Source organism: Sphingomonas sp. PP-F2F-G114-C0414 (genome assembly GCF_003688595.1).
In the GTDB taxonomy this organism is placed as follows: Bacteria; Pseudomonadota; Alphaproteobacteria; order Sphingomonadales; family Sphingomonadaceae; genus Sphingomonas.
Window position 1 is genome coordinate 18,051 of the sequence record NZ_RCWT01000013.1, and the last position, 19,431, is coordinate 37,481.

General features: G+C 66.9%; 20 protein-coding genes. 5 read left to right on the top strand and 15 right to left on the bottom strand.

The window, feature by feature from the left end:
- Positions 1 to 123 precede the first annotated feature (123 nt).
- From pal to C8J47_RS14630, 6 genes are all read right to left on the bottom strand, one after another.
- On the bottom strand, positions 124 to 651 hold the full coding sequence (pal, locus tag C8J47_RS14600) for a peptidoglycan-associated lipoprotein Pal (protein WP_121886290.1): 528 nt from the start codon (positions 649 to 651) through the stop codon (positions 124 to 126).
- 51 nt (positions 652 to 702) lie between these two features.
- Positions 703 to 2,106, bottom strand: coding sequence for a Tol-Pal system beta propeller repeat protein TolB (gene tolB / locus C8J47_RS14605; protein WP_121886291.1), 1,404 nt, complete (start codon positions 2,104 to 2,106; stop codon positions 703 to 705).
- 206 nt (positions 2,107 to 2,312) lie between these two features.
- Complete coding sequence (locus C8J47_RS14610) at positions 2,313 to 3,347, bottom strand: cell envelope biogenesis protein TolA (RefSeq protein WP_121886292.1); 1,035 nt, start codon at positions 3,345 to 3,347, stop codon at positions 2,313 to 2,315.
- A gap of 13 nt (positions 3,348 to 3,360) precedes the next feature.
- Positions 3,361 to 3,798 (bottom strand): protein TolR, encoded by a 438-nt coding sequence (gene tolR / locus C8J47_RS14615; protein WP_121886293.1) that lies wholly within the window; start codon positions 3,796 to 3,798, stop codon positions 3,361 to 3,363.
- A gap of 182 nt (positions 3,799 to 3,980) precedes the next feature.
- A complete protein-coding gene (gene tolQ, locus C8J47_RS14625; RefSeq protein ID WP_060525932.1) occupies positions 3,981 to 4,673 on the bottom strand; it encodes a protein TolQ in 693 nt (230 codons plus the stop codon).
- On the bottom strand, positions 4,670 to 5,128 hold the full coding sequence (locus C8J47_RS14630) for a YbgC/FadM family acyl-CoA thioesterase (RefSeq protein ID WP_121886295.1): 459 nt from the start codon (positions 5,126 to 5,128) through the stop codon (positions 4,670 to 4,672). Before C8J47_RS14630 ends, tolQ begins: the two co-directional genes overlap by 4 nt.
- 117 nt (positions 5,129 to 5,245) lie before the next feature.
- Between C8J47_RS14630 and C8J47_RS14635 the strand changes: the two genes are divergently transcribed.
- The gene (locus tag C8J47_RS14635; RefSeq protein WP_121886296.1) at positions 5,246 to 5,650 is read left to right on the top strand and encodes a glyoxalase/bleomycin resistance/extradiol dioxygenase family protein; all 405 of its coding nucleotides are present in this window, start codon (positions 5,246 to 5,248) and stop codon (positions 5,648 to 5,650) included.
- Here C8J47_RS14635 and C8J47_RS14640 read toward each other — a convergent pair whose 3' ends face one another.
- The 3 genes from C8J47_RS14640 to C8J47_RS14650 all read right to left on the bottom strand — a co-directional run bounded on the left by C8J47_RS14640 (position 5,651) and on the right by C8J47_RS14650 (position 9,098).
- Complete coding sequence (locus tag C8J47_RS14640) at positions 5,651 to 6,424, bottom strand: hypothetical protein (RefSeq protein WP_121886297.1); 774 nt, start codon at positions 6,422 to 6,424, stop codon at positions 5,651 to 5,653.
- Between the two features lie 345 nt (positions 6,425 to 6,769).
- The gene (locus C8J47_RS14645; RefSeq protein ID WP_121886298.1) at positions 6,770 to 7,789 is read right to left on the bottom strand and encodes a nitronate monooxygenase family protein; all 1,020 of its coding nucleotides are present in this window, start codon (positions 7,787 to 7,789) and stop codon (positions 6,770 to 6,772) included.
- Positions 7,790 to 7,844: 55 nt separating this feature from the next.
- Positions 7,845 to 9,098, bottom strand: a complete 1,254-nt coding sequence (locus tag C8J47_RS14650; RefSeq protein WP_056054666.1) for an aspartate kinase — start codon at positions 9,096 to 9,098, stop codon at positions 7,845 to 7,847.
- Between the two features lie 52 nt (positions 9,099 to 9,150).
- On the opposite strand from C8J47_RS14650, the gene ubiG reads away from it, so the two are divergent.
- On the top strand, positions 9,151 to 9,891 hold the full coding sequence (ubiG, locus tag C8J47_RS14655) for a bifunctional 2-polyprenyl-6-hydroxyphenol methylase/3-demethylubiquinol 3-O-methyltransferase UbiG (protein ID WP_121886299.1): 741 nt from the start codon (positions 9,151 to 9,153) through the stop codon (positions 9,889 to 9,891).
- Positions 9,892 to 10,109: 218 nt separating this feature from the next.
- Positions 10,110 to 11,540 (top strand): glycosyltransferase family 39 protein, encoded by a 1,431-nt coding sequence (locus C8J47_RS14660; RefSeq protein WP_259467579.1) that lies wholly within the window; start codon positions 10,110 to 10,112, stop codon positions 11,538 to 11,540.
- A gap of 4 nt (positions 11,541 to 11,544) precedes the next feature.
- Here C8J47_RS14660 and C8J47_RS14665 read toward each other — a convergent pair whose 3' ends face one another.
- Positions 11,545 to 12,516, bottom strand: coding sequence for a hypothetical protein (locus C8J47_RS14665; RefSeq protein ID WP_121886508.1), 972 nt, complete (start codon positions 12,514 to 12,516; stop codon positions 11,545 to 11,547).
- A 176-nt stretch (positions 12,517 to 12,692) separates the two neighbouring features.
- Here C8J47_RS14665 and C8J47_RS14670 point away from each other — a divergent pair, with 176 nt between their 5' ends.
- Positions 12,693 to 13,742, top strand: a complete 1,050-nt coding sequence (locus C8J47_RS14670) for a glycosyltransferase (protein ID WP_121886301.1) — start codon at positions 12,693 to 12,695, stop codon at positions 13,740 to 13,742.
- Positions 13,743 to 13,961: 219 nt separating this feature from the next.
- On the opposite strand, the gene C8J47_RS14675 is transcribed toward C8J47_RS14670, so the two are convergent.
- The 5 genes from C8J47_RS14675 to pyrE form a co-directional block, all read right to left on the bottom strand.
- Positions 13,962 to 15,038 (bottom strand): AI-2E family transporter, encoded by a 1,077-nt coding sequence (locus C8J47_RS14675; RefSeq protein ID WP_121886302.1) that lies wholly within the window; start codon positions 15,036 to 15,038, stop codon positions 13,962 to 13,964.
- A 1-nt stretch (position 15,039) separates the two neighbouring features.
- Complete coding sequence (gene lepB, locus C8J47_RS14680; RefSeq protein ID WP_121886303.1) at positions 15,040 to 16,029, bottom strand: signal peptidase I; 990 nt, start codon at positions 16,027 to 16,029, stop codon at positions 15,040 to 15,042.
- Positions 16,026 to 16,460 carry a holo-ACP synthase gene (gene acpS / locus C8J47_RS14685; protein ID WP_121886304.1) on the bottom strand — a complete coding sequence of 145 codons (435 nt, stop codon included), beginning with the start codon at positions 16,458 to 16,460 and terminating at the stop codon, positions 16,026 to 16,028. Before acpS ends, lepB begins: the two co-directional genes overlap by 4 nt.
- Positions 16,461 to 16,637: 177 nt before the next feature.
- The gene (locus tag C8J47_RS14690) at positions 16,638 to 17,378 is read right to left on the bottom strand and encodes a pyridoxine 5'-phosphate synthase (RefSeq protein ID WP_121886305.1); all 741 of its coding nucleotides are present in this window, start codon (positions 17,376 to 17,378) and stop codon (positions 16,638 to 16,640) included.
- On the bottom strand, positions 17,375 to 17,959 hold the full coding sequence (pyrE, locus tag C8J47_RS14695) for an orotate phosphoribosyltransferase (RefSeq protein WP_121886306.1): 585 nt from the start codon (positions 17,957 to 17,959) through the stop codon (positions 17,375 to 17,377). Before pyrE ends, C8J47_RS14690 begins: the two co-directional genes overlap by 4 nt.
- Positions 17,960 to 18,264: 305 nt before the next feature.
- Here pyrE and coxB point away from each other — a divergent pair, with 305 nt between their 5' ends.
- Positions 18,265 to 19,431, top strand: a complete 1,167-nt coding sequence (coxB, locus tag C8J47_RS14700) for a cytochrome c oxidase subunit II (RefSeq protein ID WP_259467580.1) — start codon at positions 18,265 to 18,267, stop codon at positions 19,429 to 19,431.

Sequence of the window (19,431 nt, forward strand, 5' to 3'; positions counted from 1 at the left end):
GCACGTGGGAGGGTGAGGGGCTCGAGGCTCGGACCGTCCGTCCCAACGGCCCCTCACCCTTCCGTCGCCAAGCGGCTCCTCCCTCCCTCTCCCCGGAGGGGAGAGGGACTGCCGCGACAAATCTTAGTTCAGCACCACCGTGACAGCGCGACGGTTCGCCGCCCAGCTCTGGTCGTCCGAGCCCAGCGCGACCGGGCGCTCCTTGCCGTAGCTGATCGTCGTCATCCGCGACGCCGACACGCCCTTCGCCGCCAGATAGTTCTTGGTCGCGTTCGCACGACGATCGCCGAGCGCCAGATTATACTCGCGCGTGCCGCGCTCGTCGGCATGGCCTTCGATCGTGATCCGCTGGTTGGGGAACTTGGCCAGCCACTGCGCCTGGCTGTCGAGGATCGCGCGGGCGGTCGGATCGATATCGTACATGTCGAGCCCGAAATTCACCGTGTTCGAGCTGACCGAGCGCTGGAAGTCGGCATCCGACCCCGGCACGATCGCGCCGCCGACATTGCCGCCGTTCTGGCCCGCGTTCGGATCGACCGCCGCGTTGTTGTCGACCGGTGCGGGCGGCAGCACGGCGGGACGCTTCTTCGCGCAACCGGAAACGGCGATCAACGCGGTACATGCGAGCAAGATGTTGGAAAGCTTCGACATAGACAGTCTCCCGTAGAAAATCATATTCCCCGTTACGTCCCCATAGCAGGTTCAGGGCCGCAAGGGGCCCCATGCCGGATCCGAACCGTCGAGCGGCGTCGGGATCTTGCGCTCGTTGACGCCGGTCAGGTCGACCGACCAGAGATCCGCCTTGCCGCCGCTGCCGCGTCCCGAGCGGTAGAAGTTGATCACGCGGCCGTTCGGCGACCAGCTCGGCCCCTCATCCTGCCAGTCGTTGGTGAGCAATTTCTCGCCGCCGCCACTCGGGCTCATGATGCCGATCCGGAACCCGCCGCCGAGCTTGGTGAACGCGATCAGGTCGCCGCGCGGGCTCCACACCGGCGTCGCATACCGCCCGCCGCCGAAGCTGATCCGCTGCTGGTTCGAGCCGTCTGCGTTCATCACGTAGATCTGCTGCCCCCCCGACCGATCGCTCTCGAACACGATCTTCGAGCCGTCCGGAGAATAGCTGCCGCCCGTGTCGATCCCCGGCGAGTTGGTCAGGCGCTGCGGCGTGCCACCCTGCGACGACACGCGGTAAACGTCGGTATTCCCCCCCTGCGCCATCGAGAACAGGATGTTGCGACCGTCCGGCGAGAAGCGCGGCGCAAAGGTCAGGTTCGCGTTCGCCACAACGAGCCGCTGCTTGCCCGAGCCGATATCGTAGACATAGATCGCCGGGCGATTGTTGAGATAGCTCATATAGACGATCGACTGCTGGTTCGGCGCGAACCGCGGCGTCAGCACGATCGACTGGCCATTGGTGAGGAAGCGGTGGTTAGCGCCGTCCTGATCCATGATCGCTAGCCGCTTTATCCGGCGTCCCTTGGGGCCGGTCTCGGACACATAGACGACGCGGCTGTCGAAGTACGCGCCTTCGCCGGTGAGGCGCGTGTAGACCATGTCGGCGCACTTGTGCCCTGCGCGGCGCCAGTCCGAGGGCGGTACGACGAATCCGGTGCGGGTGAGTTCGGCCTTCGACGACACGTCGTAGAGGTAGCAGCCGACGGTCAGGTTGCCGTCGCCGTTCGCGCGGATGAAGCCCTGCACGAGTGCCTGCGCGCCGGTGCTGCCCCAGTAGTCGAACCCGGGGGCGGTGACTTCGGGGAAGGTGATCGGGCGGAGCTGGCCGGGGGAAAGCGGCGTGAACAGCCCTGAGTTGCGGAGATCGTTGGTGACGATGTCGGCGAGCTGGCGGCCGAGCACGTCGGTCGAGCCTGCTGGGGTGGAGACGACCGCGGACGTCGGCATGACGGGAATCGCGATCGGCATCGGCGCGGAGATTCCGCCGGTGACGTCGACCACGAGGCCGCCGGACTGATCGCCTGCCGGGGCTGGGGCTGCAGGATCGGCGGGGGCTTGCTGGGGTGCCGGCGCTGGTGCGTCTTGCGCATACGCTGCACTGCCGGAGACGAACGCGAGCAGCCCAACCGAAGCAAGAACCGATCGAGTCATACGCCGACCTAACACCACCCCGGCGAAGGCCGGGGCCCAATTGGGGGACGCCGCTGAGGGAACGTTGCGCATCATTACATCGACCTTCCCAATTTGGCCCCGGCCTTCGCCGGGGTGGCGGTCCTGCAAGGGGAGGTTGCCTCGCGACGTTAACGTCTGGCGCGAAGGGAAAAACCCCAGGATCGATCGAGTCATAACGGACATCCTCAGCCGGGAAGTTTGTAGCGCAGGCTGAAATTGCTCCAGCCGTTCTGCACGTCATACAGGTCGTCGGGCAAACCGCGTAGCGGCGAACACCCGACGAAGGTCGCGATCGCCAGATCGTCGACGCGGTCGACATAGCGCCGGTTGTCGTCGTCGACGCCCGCGTGACCGCTGATCGTCGGCCGCGATTTCAGCGTGCCGTCGCGGTTGAGCTTCAGGTTGATCGTCACGCGGATCCGCTCGGCGCCGGGCCCCGGCGTAACCTGGCGATTCGCGCAGGGCTGCACCTGTCGCAGGATCGCCGAGCCGATGTTCGCCGCCGCCTGCGCACCGAGTTTGGCCGCCTTGGGCGCTTCCGACTTGCTCGGCGACGGATCGGCCGACAGACCCTTCAGGAAATTGTCGCCGAGCCGCGAGCCGCGTGGCCGCGAGGTCTTGGCCTCGGCGGTCGAGCCGCTGCCTTTGGTCGAGGACGGCTTGGCGGGCTTGGCTGCACTCGAAGACGACTTTGCGGCAGAGTCCTTCGACTTCGTCGCCGTCTTTGCAGGCGCCGACTTTTCTGGCGCGGGCTTGGTCGGCTTGGCCTTGGCGGGCGCCGGCCTGGGCTTCTCAGCCGGCTTCGGCACAGGCGCGGGCTTGGCGGCGGGCTTTGGTGGCGCAGGCTTGGGTTTCGGCTGCGGCTTGGGCTCGGGTTTTGGTTCGGGTGCCGGCTGCGGCTTGGGCTTCGGCGGTGCGGGCTTCGGCTGCGGCGCAGGTGGCACGGGATCGGGCTTCGGCTCGGGCTCGGCCTCTTGCGGGGCTGGCGGCGCGGCATCCTCGGGCGCGCCCTCGTCCGGCGCGACCGACTCGGCCGGCGTCTCCGTCGATTGCGGCGCAGTCGCCTCGAGCGCGACATCGGGCACCAGGCTCACGTCGATCGGCTGCTGCTGGATCTTCGGCGGTTCGGGCGCGCTGAGAAAGCTGAGCGACAGCAAGCCGAACAGCACGACATGCCCGACGACGGCAACGCCTAAGCCGATCTTCTCCGAACGATCCATCAGGCCAGCGCCATCAGTTCTGATTACCCTCGACGGTCACCAGCGCGACGCGGTTCAGCCCGGCGCGGTTGAGTTCGCCCATCACGCGCATCACGCGCCCGTAATCGAGCTTCCGGTCCGCGCGCAGCAGCACCTGCGGCTCGTCGCCGACCGCACGGCTGGCGGCGATCGCGGCCAATCGCACCGGCAGCGCATCATCGGTCACCTGATCCTTGTCGATGAACAGTGCGCCGGCGCCGTCCATCGAGATCTCGACGGGCTTCTGCTCCTGGTCGAGCGCCTTCGCGCGCGCGTCGGGGAGGTTCACCGGCACGCCCGCGGTCATCAAGGGCGCGGTCACCATGAAGATGATCAGCAGCACGAGCATCACGTCGACCAGCGGCGTGACGTTGATGTCCGCCATCGGCGCGCGGCGACCGCGGCCACGGGAAGAAGGAAGGTTCATCGCCACCTAAAATCCTCCCCGCACGCGGGGAGGGGGACCAGCGAAGCTGGTGGTGGGGGCGTGCATCATACGCTGCGGTGCGTAGAGGGCCTCGTCCCACGGACGCTGTGCTGCGTGGAGAACCCCCTCCACCACGCCGCTGCGCGTCGCGGTCCCCCTCCCCGTGCCGGGGAGGATTTGCGCGCCGCTCATCGCGAGCCGTCCAGCTGGCGTGAGAGGGTCGTGTGGAAACCGTCGGCAAACCGGTTGAGGCTCGCCTCGATCCGGTTGATGCCGTGAGAGAACCGGTTGTACGCGATCACCGCCGGAATAGCCGCGAACAGGCCGATTGCGGTCGCGAACAGTGCCTCCGCGATCCCCGGCGCGACCACCGCCAGCGACGTGTTCTGCGCCGCCGCGATGCTGGTGAAGCTTCGCATGATGCCCCAGACCGTACCGAACAGCCCGACGAACGGCGCGACCGAGCCGACCGTCGCCAGCACGTTCAGCCGGTCCGACAGCTTGTCGATCTCGCCCGCGACGGCCGCGCCCATGGTGGTCGCCAGCCGCTCGCGCGTGCCGCTCTTGTCGATCGTGCCGCCCGCGGTCGAGCGCCGCCACTCGGTCACGCCCGCCGCGAACACGCGCGCCGACGGCAGGTCGTTCTCGCCCTCCGCCTTGTAGAAGACGTCGATATCCTCGGCCTTCCAGAAGTCGCGCTCGAACCGGGTCATGCCTTTGCGCGTCTTGCCGATCCGCCGCCAGAACGCGACGATCAGCGCCCAGGTCCAGATGCTGGCGAGCAGCAGTCCGATCATCACGCCCTTCACCACCCAGTCGGCCTGGAGGAACAAGTGGATCGGCGACAGCGTCGCGCTCTCCATAGTCAACACCGGATTCATGCTTCCCCCTGCCAGACTAGGCGTTCGTAGATATCGATCCATGCGCGTGGCTGGCGGCGTGGGCGACCATTGGGAGCGACCAACGCCGCCACAACATCCGCCTCGGCCAAGACAAGCCCGTCGCGCATGACCCTCTGATGAATGGCGACGCTCGCGGCGCGGACCTGCGTCATCCGCGAGACGACGACGAGCGCGTCGTCGAGCCGCGCCGGTGCGGCATAGCGGATGGTCACGTTGGCGATCGCGTAGGAGCCTTCGCCCGCCTCGAACGTCGCGCGCTGGTCGATCCCGCCGAGCCGCAGCATGTCGGAGCGTGCGCGCTCCATGTAGCGCAGATAATTGGCGTGATAGACCGCGCCCGACAGATCGGTGTCCTCGAAATAGACGCGCACCGGAAATCGGTGCTCGCGCCCTTCGAAGCGGCCTTCCGCCGGACGATCTGAAACTTCAGCCATTGCCGCGGCTGTTAACCCAGTCTTTGCCGCGAAGCCAACCATTGCCTTCATCATGTCGGCGCTGGCCGGGGGCGAATCATGCGCCTAGTCTCGACTCATCGAACGCAGGAGACTCGCATGGCCGATCGTCCCACTCGCGGTATCACGCCTTTTCTGGTCATTCGTGGCAAGCGCGCGCACGAAGCACTCGCCTTCTACGAAGCCGCGTTCGCCGCGACGGTCGTCGAGACCAACGTCGCCGATGACGGCGTCCGGCTGATGCAGGCGAGCCTCCGGATCAACGACGGCTGGCTGATGCTGAGCGACGAGTTTCCCGAATGGCGTGGCCACGACGAACCCGAGCCCGCCGGTATCACGCTGCACCTGCAGGTCGACGATGCGGATGGCTGGATGGAGCGCGCGGCGACGGCCGGCGCGATCGTGACGATGCCCGTCGCCGACCAGTTCTGGGGCGATCGCTACGGCCAAGTGCGCGATCCGTTCGGCCATAGTTGGTCGATCGGATCGCCGCTCAAGACCTGATTACTGGAAGACGCTGGGATCCAGCTTCAGCCGGGGCTGCGGCGGCGGTACCGGCTGTGAGATCGGCTGGAGACGCGCCTGCGTGATCGTCTGGACGGTCATGTTCGACGCGTATTGCCGCGAAGCCAGCACTGGTCGCGGCTGCTGCGCGTACACCGGTGCCGGGGTAGCCCGACCACGCCAAGCATCGAACGCACGGTAGAAATCGGTGAACGGGCGTTCGAGCGTTGGCAGTTGCTGTGCCGCGAACGCGGGCATCGCCTCCGCCGTCACGCCAGCGCTCTGCGCCAGCACGGTGCTCGCCGCCGCGCAGAAATCGTCGCGCGCGGGCGACTGCGAGAAGAAGTTGTACAGCCGCGTCATCGCATCGTCGTAGCGATCCTGCCAATCGCGGCCGCCCGACTTCCACTCGCTGGCATAGGTCGCCTCGGCCTTGGCGAGCACCGGCTTCTGCGCCGACAGCATCGCGTTGTAGCTGGCAATGATCGCGCCTTCCTGCGGTCCGCGGCAGGCGAGCGCGGCGACGTTGAGCGCGGCACGCAGGTGCCAGACCTTGGCGGCCGGGGTCAGGTTGCGATTCGGCGTGGGATAGGTGCCATCGGGCAGCGCGACCGGGATCACCATGGTCGGCGACGCACCCTTCGGCATTGCAGGCGCGGCGACCGGTGCCGCGACCACCGGCGGCGCAACGACGGCGACCGTCTTGGGCTTCGGCGCGCACCCCGCCACCAAGGCGAGTGCGGTAAATGAAAGCAACGCAAACCGACGACTCATCGCAACCACCTCGTGATGTCCCCCGACGGGACATGTCTGGCATGGGGAAGGTTAACGATGCGTAAGCCGTACGCGATTTGCGGCGAGTGAAGAGCGGGTGGGGTTGGGAGTTTCCAGCTTGGCAGAAGGGGGAGCGCCTTCCCCGGATCACTTCCACCCCGGCGAAGGCCGGGGTCCAATTGGAAAGGTCGGGATAACGGAGCGCACCGGTAATCAGCAACGTCCCTCAATTGGGCCCCCGCCTCCGCCGGGGTGGTACCACGTAGACGCTGGCACGGAGCATCACAGCGTAGGCGAGACGCCGCCCTCTCGATCCTCCCGCGCCAGGGGGAGGATCGATACCGCCTAGACCGCGCGCGCCTCCAGCGCAGCCGCAGCCTGCGCCATCAGCCCGCCGATGATGTCCGCGACCGGCTCCTCGCGCTTGACCATGCCGACCGACTGGCCGGCCATCACCGAGCCATGCTCGACATCGCCGTCGATCACCGCGCGACGCAGCGCACCCGCCCAGTAATGCTCGATCTGCAACTGCGCCTCGGCCATCTCGACGATACCGCCATCGAGATGCCCGGCAACCTCGCGCTGCTTCGCCGTGAACAACTCGCTCGATGCGTTCTTCAATGCACGCACCGGGATCACCGGCAGCCGCGCATCGATCTGCACGCTGGCGATCGCGTCGCGCGCCGACGCCCGGATGAACGCCTTCTTGAAATTGGCATGCGCGATCGATTCGGTCGCGCACACGAACAGCGTGCCGAGCTGGACGCCCGCCGCGCCCATGTCGAGGTAGCCCGCGATCGCTTCGCCGCGGCCGATCCCGCCCGCGACGAACACCGGCACTTGTTCCGCGATCTCGGGCAGCATCTCCTGCGCGAGCACGCTGGTCGAGACCGGGCCGATATGGCCACCGGCCTCCATCCCCTCGATCACCAGCGCATCGACGCCCGAGCGGATCAGCTTCTTCGCAAGCGCCAGTGCCGGCGAGAACGCGATCAGTTTCGCGCCCGTCTCCTTGATCGCCTCGATGCTGCCCTTGGGCGGCAGGCCACCGGCGAGCACAACGTGGCCGACCTTGTGCTTGGCGCAGACCGCGATCAGCTCGAACAGGTCGGGGTGCATCGTGATGAGGTTCACGCCGAACGGCTTGGTCGTGAGAGCCTTGGTCGCGGCGATCTCGGTATCGAGCAGCGCGGGCGTCATCGCCCCGCACGCGATCACGCCGAACCCGCCTGCGTTCGAAATCGCCGACACGAGGTGACGCTCGCTCACCCACGACATCGCGCCGCCGAGAATGGCGACCTCCGACCCGAGGAACGCGGCGCCGCGCGCCATCCGGCGTTGCAGCCGCTCAGTACCGATCGTCATGCATCCATCCCCGTCGTCCCGGCGCCTGCCGGGATCATGTCGTTATGTATCAAGCTCAAGCCGCATCCTCGGCATCGAGCCCGTACGCCGTGTGCAGCACGCGCACCGCCAGCTCGGTATAATCCTCTTCGATCAGCACGCTGACCTTGATCTCCGACGTGGCGATCGCCTGGATGTTGATGCCGCGTTCGCCGAGCGTCGTGAACATCGTCGAGGCGACACCCGCATGGCTGCGCATGCCGACACCAACCACCGACACCTTGGCGACGCGCGTGTCGTGGACGATCGTCGCATAGCCGATCGCGTCCTTCGCCTTGTCGAGCACGTCGAGCGAGCGCGCCAGATCCGCCGCCGGTACCGTGAACGTCACGTCGGTCGAGCCGGTCGAATGCGCGACGTTCTGCACGATCATGTCGACGTTGATCCCCGCATCGGCGAGCGGCGCGAAGATCGCGGCGACCGAGCCGGGCCGATCGCTGACCTGCGTCAGGGTGATCTTCGCCTCGTTCTTGTCGTGCGCGATGCCGGTGATGAGTTGGCGTTCCATATCGTCGATTTCCTCTTCGCCCACGATCAACGTGCCGCGGTGTCCGTCATTGGTATCGCCGTCCTCGAACGAAGACAGCACGCGCACACGCACATTCTCTTTCATCGCCAGGCCGACAGACCGCGTCTGCAACACCTTGGCACCGACGCTGGCGAGTTCCAGCATCTCTTCGTACGTGACCTTGCTCAGTTTCCGCGCGCGGGGCACGATCCTGGGGTCGGTCGTGTAGACGCCGTCGACATCGGTATAGATGTCGCAGCGATCGGCCTTCATCGCCGCCGCCATCGCCACCGCCGACGTATCCGAGCCGCCGCGTCCCAAGGTGGTAACGCGCTGGCCATCCGCTACGCCCTGGAAACCGGGAATCACGGCGACGACGCCGTCCGCGAGGCTCGCGTCGAGTGCGGCCGTGTCGATCTCGCCGATGCGGGCCGATCCATGCGCGTCCGAGGTGTTGATCGGCAACTGCCAGCCGAGCCAGCTCCGCGCCTTGCAACCCGCCGCCTGGAGCGCGATCGCGAGCAGGCCGCTCGTGATCTGCTCGCCGGCCGAGACGACGACGTCATATTCCTTCGCGTCGTACAGCGACGACGCCTCGCGGCAGAAGCCGACCAGCCGGTCGGTCTCGCCGGCCATCGCGGAGACGACGACGGCGACCTGGTTGCCGGCGTCGACTTCGCGCTTCACGCGCGCGGCGACGTTGCGGATACGCTCGATCCCAGCCATCGACGTCCCGCCGAATTTCATCACGATACGGGCCATTGGCAGCGCAAATCCCTTTGGGTCGAAGCGGCGGCCCTGATAGGTAGCGCGCATGATACTGGCAAGCGACACGCACAATAACGCAACAATCGATCCGCGCGAGGCCGCACATTTCGGCACGATGGCGAAGCACTGGTGGGACCCGAAGGGCTCGTCCGCCCCGCTCCACAAGCTCAACCCGCCCCGGCTACGCTACATCCGTGAGCAGGTCGACGCGCATTGGGGTGGCGACGGTTCGACCTTCACGCCGCTGGACGGGAAGACCGCGCTCGATGTCGGCTGCGGCGCGGGGTTGCTGTGCGAACCGTTAGCACGGCTGGGTGCAGCGGTGACGGGGATCGACGCGGCACCGGAAAATATCGCAGTGGCGGAAATCCATGCGGCGCAAAGCGGCTTGGCGATCGACTACCGCGCGGGGGGCGTCGAGGGGCTGGTCGGGCAGTTCGATCTGGTCACCAGCCTCGAAGTGATCGAGCATGTCAGCGATCCGGCGGGTTTCGTGCGGGGTTTGGCGCGGACGCTGGCGGACGGCGGATTGCTGATCCTGTCGACACCCAACCGCACGCCGCTGTCGCGGCTGGCGATGATCACAGTGGCGGAAGGCACCGGCACCATTCCCAAGGGCACGCACGACTGGAACAAGTTCCTGACGCCCGAGGAACTGACCGCGCTGCTGAAGGACGCGGGGTTGCGCTTGACAGATACGCGGGGGCTGAGTTTCTCGCCGGCGACGGGGTTCACGCTGAGCGATTCGACGAGCCTCGATTACTTCCTGACCGCGGTAAAAGCCTGACTCGTGCCCCACACGCGACCACCCCGGCGGAGGCCGGGGCCCAATTGGGCGACGGTTATGATCGAGGATGGCGCTCCGTTACTGCGGCTTTCCCAATTGGGCCCCGGCCTTCGCCGGGGTGGTAGTGAGCAGGGTGGGGCCGAGTAATGGACCACACCGCCCCCCAACCCTGTTCACCCGCGAAGGCGGGTGCCCAGACTAGACACCCGTCTTCGCGGGTGAGCAATCTTCTGGTGCTCGCAGCGCTGGCGATCATCCTCATCACCCTCGCGCTCCTCCGCCCGGTGGACCATGACGAGAGCCAGTACGTCGCCGCCGCCGCGCTGACCGCGCACGGCCTGCTCCCGTACAGAGACTTCGCCTACCTCCAAACCCCGCTCCAACCCTACCTCTTCGCCCCGATCGCAGCGCTAGCCGGCGCTTGGACCTGGCCAGCGCTCCGCATCGTCAACGCGCTGCTCGGCATCGCGACGATGGCCTGCGTCCACACCGCCGCCCGAACCCTCGGCGCGAAACCCAAAGCCGCGCTCGCCTGCGCCGCGCTGTTCGCAACCTGCGACATTCTTCTATTCAGCATCGGCACCGCGCGCAACGATGCGCTCCCCGCCGCACTGCTCGCCGCTGCTCTATCGCTGATCGCACGCGCGCAAACCCGTGATGCGACGCGAAACCGGGCGCTGCTGATCGGGCTGCTTCTGGCTGCCGCCGCCGCCGCCAAGATCTCCTACGCGTTCCCCGCGCTCGCCTATGGGCTGTACGCGCTGATCCACCGCCGTCACCGCCCCGGCGCGATCCTGCTCGGCACGCTCCCGGTGATCGTCTTCGTCGCCTGGAGCTACACGACGAGCCCCGCCGGCTTCGTGTTCGGGACGCTGACCTTCCCGGCGCGCGGGCCCGCCGAATATTACGCGTCCCGGCCCTGGAAGATGTCGCTCCCCGCCAAGGCGATCGACTCGCTCAAATTCCTCGCGCTCGGTGCGGCGCTGCCCGCGCTGATCTTGGTCGCCCGAGACGCAAGCCGCCGCCGCGCAATCGGGCTGTTCGAGGCGCTCATCCTCGCCGGGCTCGTAGCCGCCCTGCTGCCGTTCCCGACCTGGCGGCAGTACCTGCTTCCCGTCCTGCCCGCGCTGTTCGTCCGGCTCTCGCTGATCAAGCGCCCCGGCCGGCCGTGGCGAGTCGCGCTCGGTGTCTTCGCAATCGCCGGACTCGCGCCGTCGATCGCAGCCTTGGCCAGTCCGGACGGCCTGTCGCTAGCCCAGGCGCTGCGCGAAGGTCGCACGCTCGGCCGGGCCCTCGATCGACGCGGCATCGGGAGTCCGATCGCGACACTGTCTCCGCAGATGCTGCCCGCCGCGAACCGCTTGCCCGACCCGGTCTTTGCCACCGGCCCGTTCTATTTCCGCAGCACGAGCCTGCTCGATCCGCAACAGGAACGCGCGCTCCATCTGATGTCACGTACACGCACGCGCGTGACTGGCGCGCCGATTCTCACCGGCGGCGAAGCCGCGGACACCAGCGGCGACGCCAGTCTCGATCATGCGCTCGCTGCCTGGGCAATTCGCAGCGGCTATCGATCGGTCGCGGTTCCCGGCACGCGCTTCACGCTCTACGTGCCGCCGGCCGCATCGCCGAACCCAGCCCTGCGATAGCCCATCAAGCCCCGTGATCGCGCCCGCGATCGCTTGCCCTGCCGACAGTCGGTCGCATCGCGATCGCATGCGCGGCGAACGCGACGATCAGCGCCACATGCAGCAGCAGGGTCAGTGCCGCGGTGAAGGCGACCAGTTCGGACAGGGCCTGATCCTGCCCGATCAGCAGGATCGCGGCATTGGCGAACAGCAGGTCCTTGTTGGGCACCAGTGGCAGCCGCGACACGAGCAACCGCCCGGCAGCGAGAAACATCCACATGCCGATCGACACGCCAGGCAACGCGAAATGCCAGGCGAGCGCGATAAGCAAAGACCCGAGCAACAGCCGGATGCAATGGACCGAGAACACCCACCACAACAGCGGCCGCGCCAGCGAGAACACCCGCCGCGAGAAGATCAGGAAGGGCAGGGATATCACCAGCGTGACGCCAGCCGATGCCAGCACCGCGCGAAACTGATCGTGCGTCAGCAGGTCTTGTCCGAACGGCAGCGCGATCGCCACCAGCAGCAACGTCACCGCATTGCCCGCGATCGCCGACAGGATCGAGACGTCCTTGACCGCCCCGAACGGCGACGCGACCATCTGCGCCTTCGCCCGCGCCCAGGCGTAGAAATACGCATCGCCCGAATAGCCGAACACGACTTCGTTCGCGATCCGCTTCTTGATCAGCGCGACCAGACCGCCGATCGGAATCTCCCAGAGCCGCCGAAAGATCACGTAATCGCCGGTCGGCGACGCCATGTAGAGCAGCACGAAACACAGATAGAAGCGGGGATCGGCAGGCACCGAGCGGCCGAGCCCCACCAGGCCATGCCCGAACAGCTCGCGCGCCAGTCCAACAATCATCGCGCCGGTCAGCACCGCGCCGATGATCGCCGGCCAGCGGCTGCGCACCGTTTTCAGCGGTTCCAGCCCGACATTTGAGACGTCGGCATAACCGGCAGGATCGGCCGCAATCGGCGGTCGCGTCGTCAATCGCTTGTCCTCACGCCATGTCTGCAAGGGTCGCACGGTACACCAGTCATTGCCGGTGTCGGGGCGCGACAATAGCCATTAGCCGCCGGTCGTGCACGTAAAGTCGGTTTCATTCGGTCGCGATCTCCGCTCTACCAATCGTGCATTATGATGACTCCCATGTTTCAGTGTTGTGTATGTCGCCGGTCGCCCAGCACATCCTGACCTATGCCGAGGACCTCCGCGGCGGCGGGGTCGAGCGCGCGCAACTGCGCCTCGCGCGCGGCTGGCTGGCGGCGGGGCGGCGCGTGACGCTGGCGATCGAGGATATCTCCGGGCCGCTTGCGGCGGAACTGCCCGAGGGGCTGGAGATCGTTTCGCCGTTTCGGTTGCTGACGTTGCCGGAGGTCGTACGGCGTTTGGCGCCGGACGTGATCTTCTGTCCCGGCAATTTCTATACCTGGAGCGCGGCATGGACGAGGCTGCGGCTGGGCAAGACGTGTCCGCCGATCGTCGCGAAGATGTCCAACGCCCCGACGCGCGCTGACCACGGGCGGCTGATGCACGCCGCGCACCAACTCTGGCTCGCGCGGCACGGCGGGTTCCTCGATCACCTCGTCGCGATGACACCTGCGACCGCGGACGAGGCGGCGCTGGCGACCCGGATGGTCCGGCGGACGAGCGTCATTCCAAACCCGCCGGCGGTGGCGATTCCGGCCGCGCTACCCGATCTGCCGCCGCGCTTCATTCTCGGGGTGGGCCGGCTCGAACCGCAGAAACGCTGGGACCGCCTGATCGCCGCACTGCCGCTGCTGGCGGACCGAACGATACCGCTCGTTATCCTCGGTGACGGTAGCGAGCGCGGGGCGATCGAGGCGCAAATCCGTGCGCTCGGTTTGCAGGATCGCGTGCTCCTGCTCGGCCACAGCAGCGATCCACTCCCGGTGATGGCCCGCGCGGCGGTACTGGCGCTGACCTCGGAATACGAGGGCGTACCGGGGGTTTTGCGCGAGGCGCTGTCGGTCGGGACGCCGGTTATCTCGACCGACTCGAGCGCAGCGGTAGCGGAGATTGTCGATCGGCCAGACCGTGGAGCGATCGTCGCGAGAGACGACACTGCTGCATTGGTTGTAGCGCTGGATGCGTGGCTAGAGCCAACTCGGCAGCGACCCGAACCAGTCCCCCAACCGGGTGCGGATTCAGCCAACCGCTACATCGCACTCTTCGACCAACTGGTGAGGCGGTAACTCCCCACTCGATTGCCCGCCCCATTGACGTCCTCGGCTCTCACCCCACCGTCATCCCCGCGGACGCGGGGACCCATACGGGCAAACCGCGGAGGATATGGATCCCCGCGTCCGCGGGGATGACGGATAGTGAGCTTAATCCCACCACCATTGTAGAACGAGGGTGCTTACCCAACGGAGGTCGGAACGGTTGCGCGACGACCGGACAGGCAACGCCACTCACGCAGTAGCGGTAGCCCCCTCGTCAGCCTCGGCCTTCTCCTCTTCCCGCTCCGACCGACGCTCAAGCGCAGTCTTCAACATCGCGGTCATCGGATCGGCCAGCGCCAGCCCCAGGATCCCGAACAGCGCGCTCGCCAGGATCTGCGCACCCAGCGTCAACGCCGGCGGCAAATCGACCGTGCGCTTCGCCACCATCGGCACGATCACATACCCGTCGATCGTCTGCACGACGAGGTACGTGCCGATCGCCCAATACCCCGTATCGACGCCCGCGCTGAACCCGACCGCGACCATCAGCACGCCGGTCACGATCGCGCCGACGTTGGGAATAAACGCCAGGATGCCCGCGATGATGCCGAGCAGCATCGCCATCGGCACGCCGCCGATCGCCAGCGCGATGCCGCTCGCGACCCCCTCGACCGCCATCCCGAGCAACCGCCCGGCGAGCAAACGCCGCAACGTCGCGCCCATCTTGACCAAAGTCCTGGCGAACTCGGGGCGCAGGTCGAGCGGCACCATCCACTGAAGCCCGCGCGAGTACGTCCCCGGGTCCATCGCGATGAACAGCCCGAGGATCAGGATCATGAACATGCTGGTGATCGCGCCGATCGCGCTGCCCACCCACGACGTCACGCGCCCGACCGAGCCGAGCGCCTGCTTGACGATCCCGTTTACGTCCGACGCACCCGGCATCAGCCCCTGCGAGGTCAGATAGCCGGTGAAGCGATTGGCCTGCGACTCCAACGTCGAGCGCAGCTGCGTCACCTGCTCGGTGACCTGCACCCCGGTCAGCACGAACGTGCCTACCAGGAACGCGAAGGTCAGTAGCACGACGATCAGCAGCCGCCAGCCGCGTCCGATCGGCAGCACCCGTCCGAGCAGCCGCACGCCGCCATCGAGCAAGGCCGCAAACACGACGCCCGCGAAGATGATCAGCAACGGCTGCACCAGCACGATCAGCAGCGCAATCACGCAGGCGAGCCCGAGCCAGATCGCCGCACGCTTCAGTTCCTTGCGCAGGAACGGATCGCGCATTTCGACCGGGCTCAGTTCGTCGACGGTCTTATCGGCCATCTCAGTTCACCTTGGCGGGATGCAGCGAGGTGCCCGCGCGATCCGAGCGCAGCGAGCTCCACCAGCTCAGCGGATTGAACGTCGCATCGCCGTCGAGGCTAAAAGTGATGAACTCCGCACGGCCGCCGAGATTCTCGTACGGCACCGGTCCGCCTAGACCGAGCTGGCTCAGCGCGAACCGGCTGTCGGCCGAGCGATCGCGGTTGTCGCCCATCAGGAAGACGTGGTTCGCGGGGATCGTGATTTCGGCAAAATTGTCGCCCTGGCTGTCCGATTCGAGATCGATCGTCTCGTAGCGGCGGCCGTTGGGCAGCGTCTCGGTATAGGTCGGCAGGCGGCACATCTCGCGCCCGTCGGGCAGCGTCTCACGCGCGCCGGGATAGTCGATCTCGCTGCACGGGCTGTTGGTGTCGACCGGGATCAGCGTGTCGTGCAAGGGGCCACGCTTCACCGCGACGCCGTTCAGGAACACGATCCCGCCACGCACGGCGAGCTTGTCGCCCGGCAACCCGATGACGCGCTTGATATAGTCGTTGTGCGTGCCCGGCGGCGTCACGATCACCACGTCGCCGCGCGTCGGCAGCGAGCCGAACAGGCGGCCGTGGATGAACGGTAGCGACACGCTCCAGCTGTCTTCCTGCTGGCGCAGCACGACGCCCTTGAAGATCGCGACCGGGTTGGGGATCGTCGGCGACACGAACGACCAGCCATAGGCGAACTTGGTCACCACCAGTCGGTCGCCGATACGAAGGCCCGGCAGCATCGATTCGCTGGGGATATAGAAGGGCTTGGCGATGAAGCTGTGGAAGCCGAGTACGACCAAGATCAGCCAGAATATGCCCTTCACCTCGCCCCACCAGTCGGTGCCGCGGCGGCGGCCAGTCTCGGAACCAGTTTCCGGTGCGGTGCCGGCCGGTGGCGCGGTATCGGCCGCGGTCTGCGCGAGGGGCTTTTCGGGGAACTCGTTGCCGTCCAACGCCGCGTCCTTCATCGATTCGTATCCTGGCGCATGTCCGGGGATATCAGAGGTATAGCTTCGATGATCACGAAGGCCTGCGCCCACGGATGATCATCGGTCATCGTCAAATGCACGCGCGCGGCGTGGCCTTCGGGGGTCAACGCGTCAAGCCTCGCTTTGGCACCCCCGGTCAACGCCAGCGTCGGCGCGCCGCTGGGGGCGTTGACCACGCTGATATCGCGCATGAACACGCCCGCGCGGAACCCGGTGCCGACCGCCTTCGAAAACGCCTCCTTTGCCGCGAACCGCTTCGCCAGCGTCCCCGCCTTGGTAAAAGGCCGCCGCGCTGCCTTGGCGCGCTCGACATCGGTAAACACCCGCTGCTCGAACCGCTCGCCGAACCGCTCGACCGACGCCGCGATCCGCTCGATATTACACAGGTCGGACCCGAGCCCGATGATCACGAGGCGGCCTGGAGTCGGAAGACAAAATTAGATTTGCGCGCAGAGGCGCAGAGGCGCGGAGAGTATGAGGGCCTCAAGAGCGGCAAGATCGAGTTAGCAAGCGAGCGAATCCAGCCACGGGCTAGCCCCCTCTTCTGCTCCGCGCCTCTGCGCCTCTGCGCGAACAAAACTGCCTTCCTACCGTGCCGCATCCATAGCCTCGCGCATCAGCCGAACCGCCTCGCCGAGCCCGACGAACAGCGCCTCCCCCACGAGGAAATGCCCGATGTTCAGCTCCCGGACCTGCCAGATAGCCGCGATCGGTGCGACGTTGTCGTAGGTCAGGCCATGCCCCGCATGCACCTCGATGCCGTTCTTCGCCGCCAGCGCCGCGGCATCGCTCAGCCGTCGCAACTCCACCGTCCGCGCCTCGCCCGAGAGTTCCGCGTACAGGCCGGTGTGCAGTTCGATCACTGGCACCTTGAGTCGCACCGCCGCCTCGATTTGGCGCGCGTCCGGTTCGATGAACAGCGACACGCGGATGCCCGCCCCCGCCAGTGCATCGACCAGCCGCGCCATCCGGTCGTAATGCCCGGCGACGTCGAGCCCGCCCTCGGTGGTCAGTTCCTCGCGCTTTTCCGGCACGATGCACGCCGCGTGCGGCTTGTGGCGCAGCGCGATGCCCAGCATCTCGTCGGTCGCCGCCATCTCGAGGTTCAACGGGATCGTCAGCTCGGCCGACAGACGCGCGATGTCGTCGTCCGTAATGTGCCGGCGATCCTCGCGCAGATGCGCGGTGATGCCGTCTGCCCCCGCCGCCGCCGCGACCAGCGCCGCGCGTACCGGATCGGGATACCCCGCCCCCCGCGCATTCCGCACCGTTGCGACGTGATCGATGTTGACGCCAAGGCGCAGGTGGTCGTTGCCAAGGAGGCTCATGCCGCCGCCCGGCTTCCAGGCTTGATCGCCGGAATCGCGGCGAGTTCACGCGGCAGCGCATTCGCCGGATAGGTCGGCACGTCGAGCCGGATCAGCGGGAAGAACGGCACGCCCAGATCCGCCGTCCCGTTCGAGCGATCGACCAAGGCCGCCGCCGCGACCGTCACGCCGCCCACGCGCCCGATCGCCGCGATCGCCTCGCGCGACGACAGCCCGGTGGTGACGACGTCCTCCATCATCAGCACGCGCTGGCCCGGCGCCAAGCGGAACCCGCGGCGCAACTCGAACACGCCGTCGGGCCGTTCGAGAAATACCGCCTCGACACCAAGCGCGCGGCCCATTTCGTGGCCGGCGATCACGCCGCCCATCGCCGGCGAGACCACGATGTCGATCTGCGCACGCAACTCGGCCGGGATCGACGCCACCAGCGCTTCCGACAAACGCGCGCCTCGCGCCGGATCCATCAACACCCGCGCGCATTGCAGGTAGCGCGAACTGCGCAGGCCGGAGGACAGGATGAAATGCCCTTCGAGCAACGCTTCGGCAGCGCGGAATTCGGCGAGCACGTCATCTTCGGTCATCGCGGGTCATCGCTCCAAATGGTCTGCCCGCGCTGATACGAGCGCACGAAACCACGTGCAACGACTACCGACGCACCACCGTCATCCTGACGAAAGTCAGGACCCTAGACCGCGAATACCATCCCAGCTCCGGTCCTGACTTTCGTCGGGATGACGGAGGTTTAGAGACAAGGCTTGAGGCGAGCCCCCCCGCTGGGTATAGCTCTTCCCAAATCATAAGCAGACATCCGCGCGTCCGGAATCGGGTTCGCTATAAACCGGGGTCAAGAAAAACGATGCGCAAGATGGGGATGAGAGGATTTGCGATGGCAGCGGGGCTCGCACTGGCGAGTCTCGGTGGCGTCGCCGGGCATGCGGCCCAGCCTGCGAGCACGCCGACGTCAGCAGCACCCGCGCCGCAAGCCGCTGCCGCTCCGGGGGGCGTGTCGAACACTGCGCCGACGACCGCCGCAGCGACGCCTACCGCCAACTCGTCCAGCCCCGAGCTCGCGATGGACGGTGCGCCCGCGATGACGGTCAAGCCGATGATCGGCCAGCCGACCGACGGCTTGTTCGGCCTCCAGCCACAGGTCACCAAGAACGGCCAGTTCGCGCACTGGATGCACAATTCGATCCTGGTGCCGACGATCACGATCATCTCGCTGTTCGTCCTCGCGCTGCTCTTCTGGGTCTCATTCCGCTATCGCAAGGCACGCAACCCGGTCGCGTCGAAGACCAGCCACAACACTTTCATCGAGATCATCTGGACGCTCGCACCGGTCGTGATCCTCGTCCTGATCGCGGTCCCCTCGATCGGTCTGCTGCAAGCCCAGTTCAAGCCGGCGCCCTCGGGAGCCATCACGCTGAAGGCGATCGGCAACCAATGGTATTGGACCTATCAGTATCCGGACAATGGTGGCTTCGAGATCACCGCCAATATGCTGAAGGAAAAGGCTGACGTCGCCGCTGGCGAGCGTGGCCGTACCGATGCCGACGGCCCCAAGCTGCTCGCCACCGACAACCGCATTGTCCTTCCCGTCGGCGTGCCGATCCGCCTGATCACGACGTCGAACGACGTGATCCACAGCTGGGCCGTCCCGGCATTCTGGATCAAGCTCGATGCGATCCCCGGTCGCCTGAACGAGACTAGCTTCACGATCGAGAAGCCCGGCCTGTATTTCGGCCAGTGCTCGGAGCTCTGCGGCGCGCGTCACGGCTATATGCCGATCGCGGTCGAGGCGGTTCCGCCCGCCGAATACGCGGCTTGGGTCAAGGCCAAGGGCGGCACGATGCCGACCCCGGGCAAGGCGTCCGACAAGGTCATCCCGCAGCCCGGCGCCGACGGCTCCGCGGCGAAGGTCGAGGAAGCGGCAGAAACCGCCAACGCCACCGGCCCGGTCGAGAATGTAGCGACCCCCGCCAACGCAACCGCTCCCGCGACGACGCAGGGCGCGACCTCAAACCCGGCCGGCGCCGGCAACGCGGGACAGTAA

Coding starts and splice junctions, on each gene's coding strand:
- coxB (WP_259467580.1), top strand. CDS start 18,265: ATGGCAGCGGGGCTCGCACTGGCGAGTCTCGGTGGCGTCGCCGGGCAT.
- C8J47_RS14610 (WP_121886292.1), bottom strand. CDS start 3,347: ATGGATCGTTCGGAGAAGATCGGCTTAGGCGTTGCCGTCGTCGGGCAT.
- C8J47_RS14650 (WP_056054666.1), bottom strand. CDS start 9,098: ATGGCCCGTATCGTGATGAAATTCGGCGGGACGTCGATGGCTGGGATC.
- C8J47_RS14640 (WP_121886297.1), bottom strand. CDS start 6,424: ATGAGTCGTCGGTTTGCGTTGCTTTCATTTACCGCACTCGCCTTGGTG.
- C8J47_RS14670 (WP_121886301.1), top strand. CDS start 12,693: ATGTCGCCGGTCGCCCAGCACATCCTGACCTATGCCGAGGACCTCCGC.
- pal (WP_121886290.1), bottom strand. CDS start 651: ATGTCGAAGCTTTCCAACATCTTGCTCGCATGTACCGCGTTGATCGCC.
- tolQ (WP_060525932.1), bottom strand. CDS start 4,673: ATGAATCCGGTGTTGACTATGGAGAGCGCGACGCTGTCGCCGATCCAC.
- C8J47_RS14675 (WP_121886302.1), bottom strand. CDS start 15,038: ATGGCCGATAAGACCGTCGACGAACTGAGCCCGGTCGAAATGCGCGAT.
- C8J47_RS14635 (WP_121886296.1), top strand. CDS start 5,246: ATGGCCGATCGTCCCACTCGCGGTATCACGCCTTTTCTGGTCATTCGT.
- pyrE (WP_121886306.1), bottom strand. CDS start 17,959: ATGACCGAAGATGACGTGCTCGCCGAATTCCGCGCTGCCGAAGCGTTG.
- ubiG (WP_121886299.1), top strand. CDS start 9,151: ATGATACTGGCAAGCGACACGCACAATAACGCAACAATCGATCCGCGC.
- lepB (WP_121886303.1), bottom strand. CDS start 16,029: ATGAAGGACGCGGCGTTGGACGGCAACGAGTTCCCCGAAAAGCCCCTC.
- C8J47_RS14645 (WP_121886298.1), bottom strand. CDS start 7,789: ATGACGATCGGTACTGAGCGGCTGCAACGCCGGATGGCGCGCGGCGCC.
- tolB (WP_121886291.1), bottom strand. CDS start 2,106: ATGACTCGATCGGTTCTTGCTTCGGTTGGGCTGCTCGCGTTCGTCTCC.
- C8J47_RS14690 (WP_121886305.1), bottom strand. CDS start 17,378: ATGAGCCTCCTTGGCAACGACCACCTGCGCCTTGGCGTCAACATCGAT.
- C8J47_RS14630 (WP_121886295.1), bottom strand. CDS start 5,128: ATGGCTGAAGTTTCAGATCGTCCGGCGGAAGGCCGCTTCGAAGGGCGC.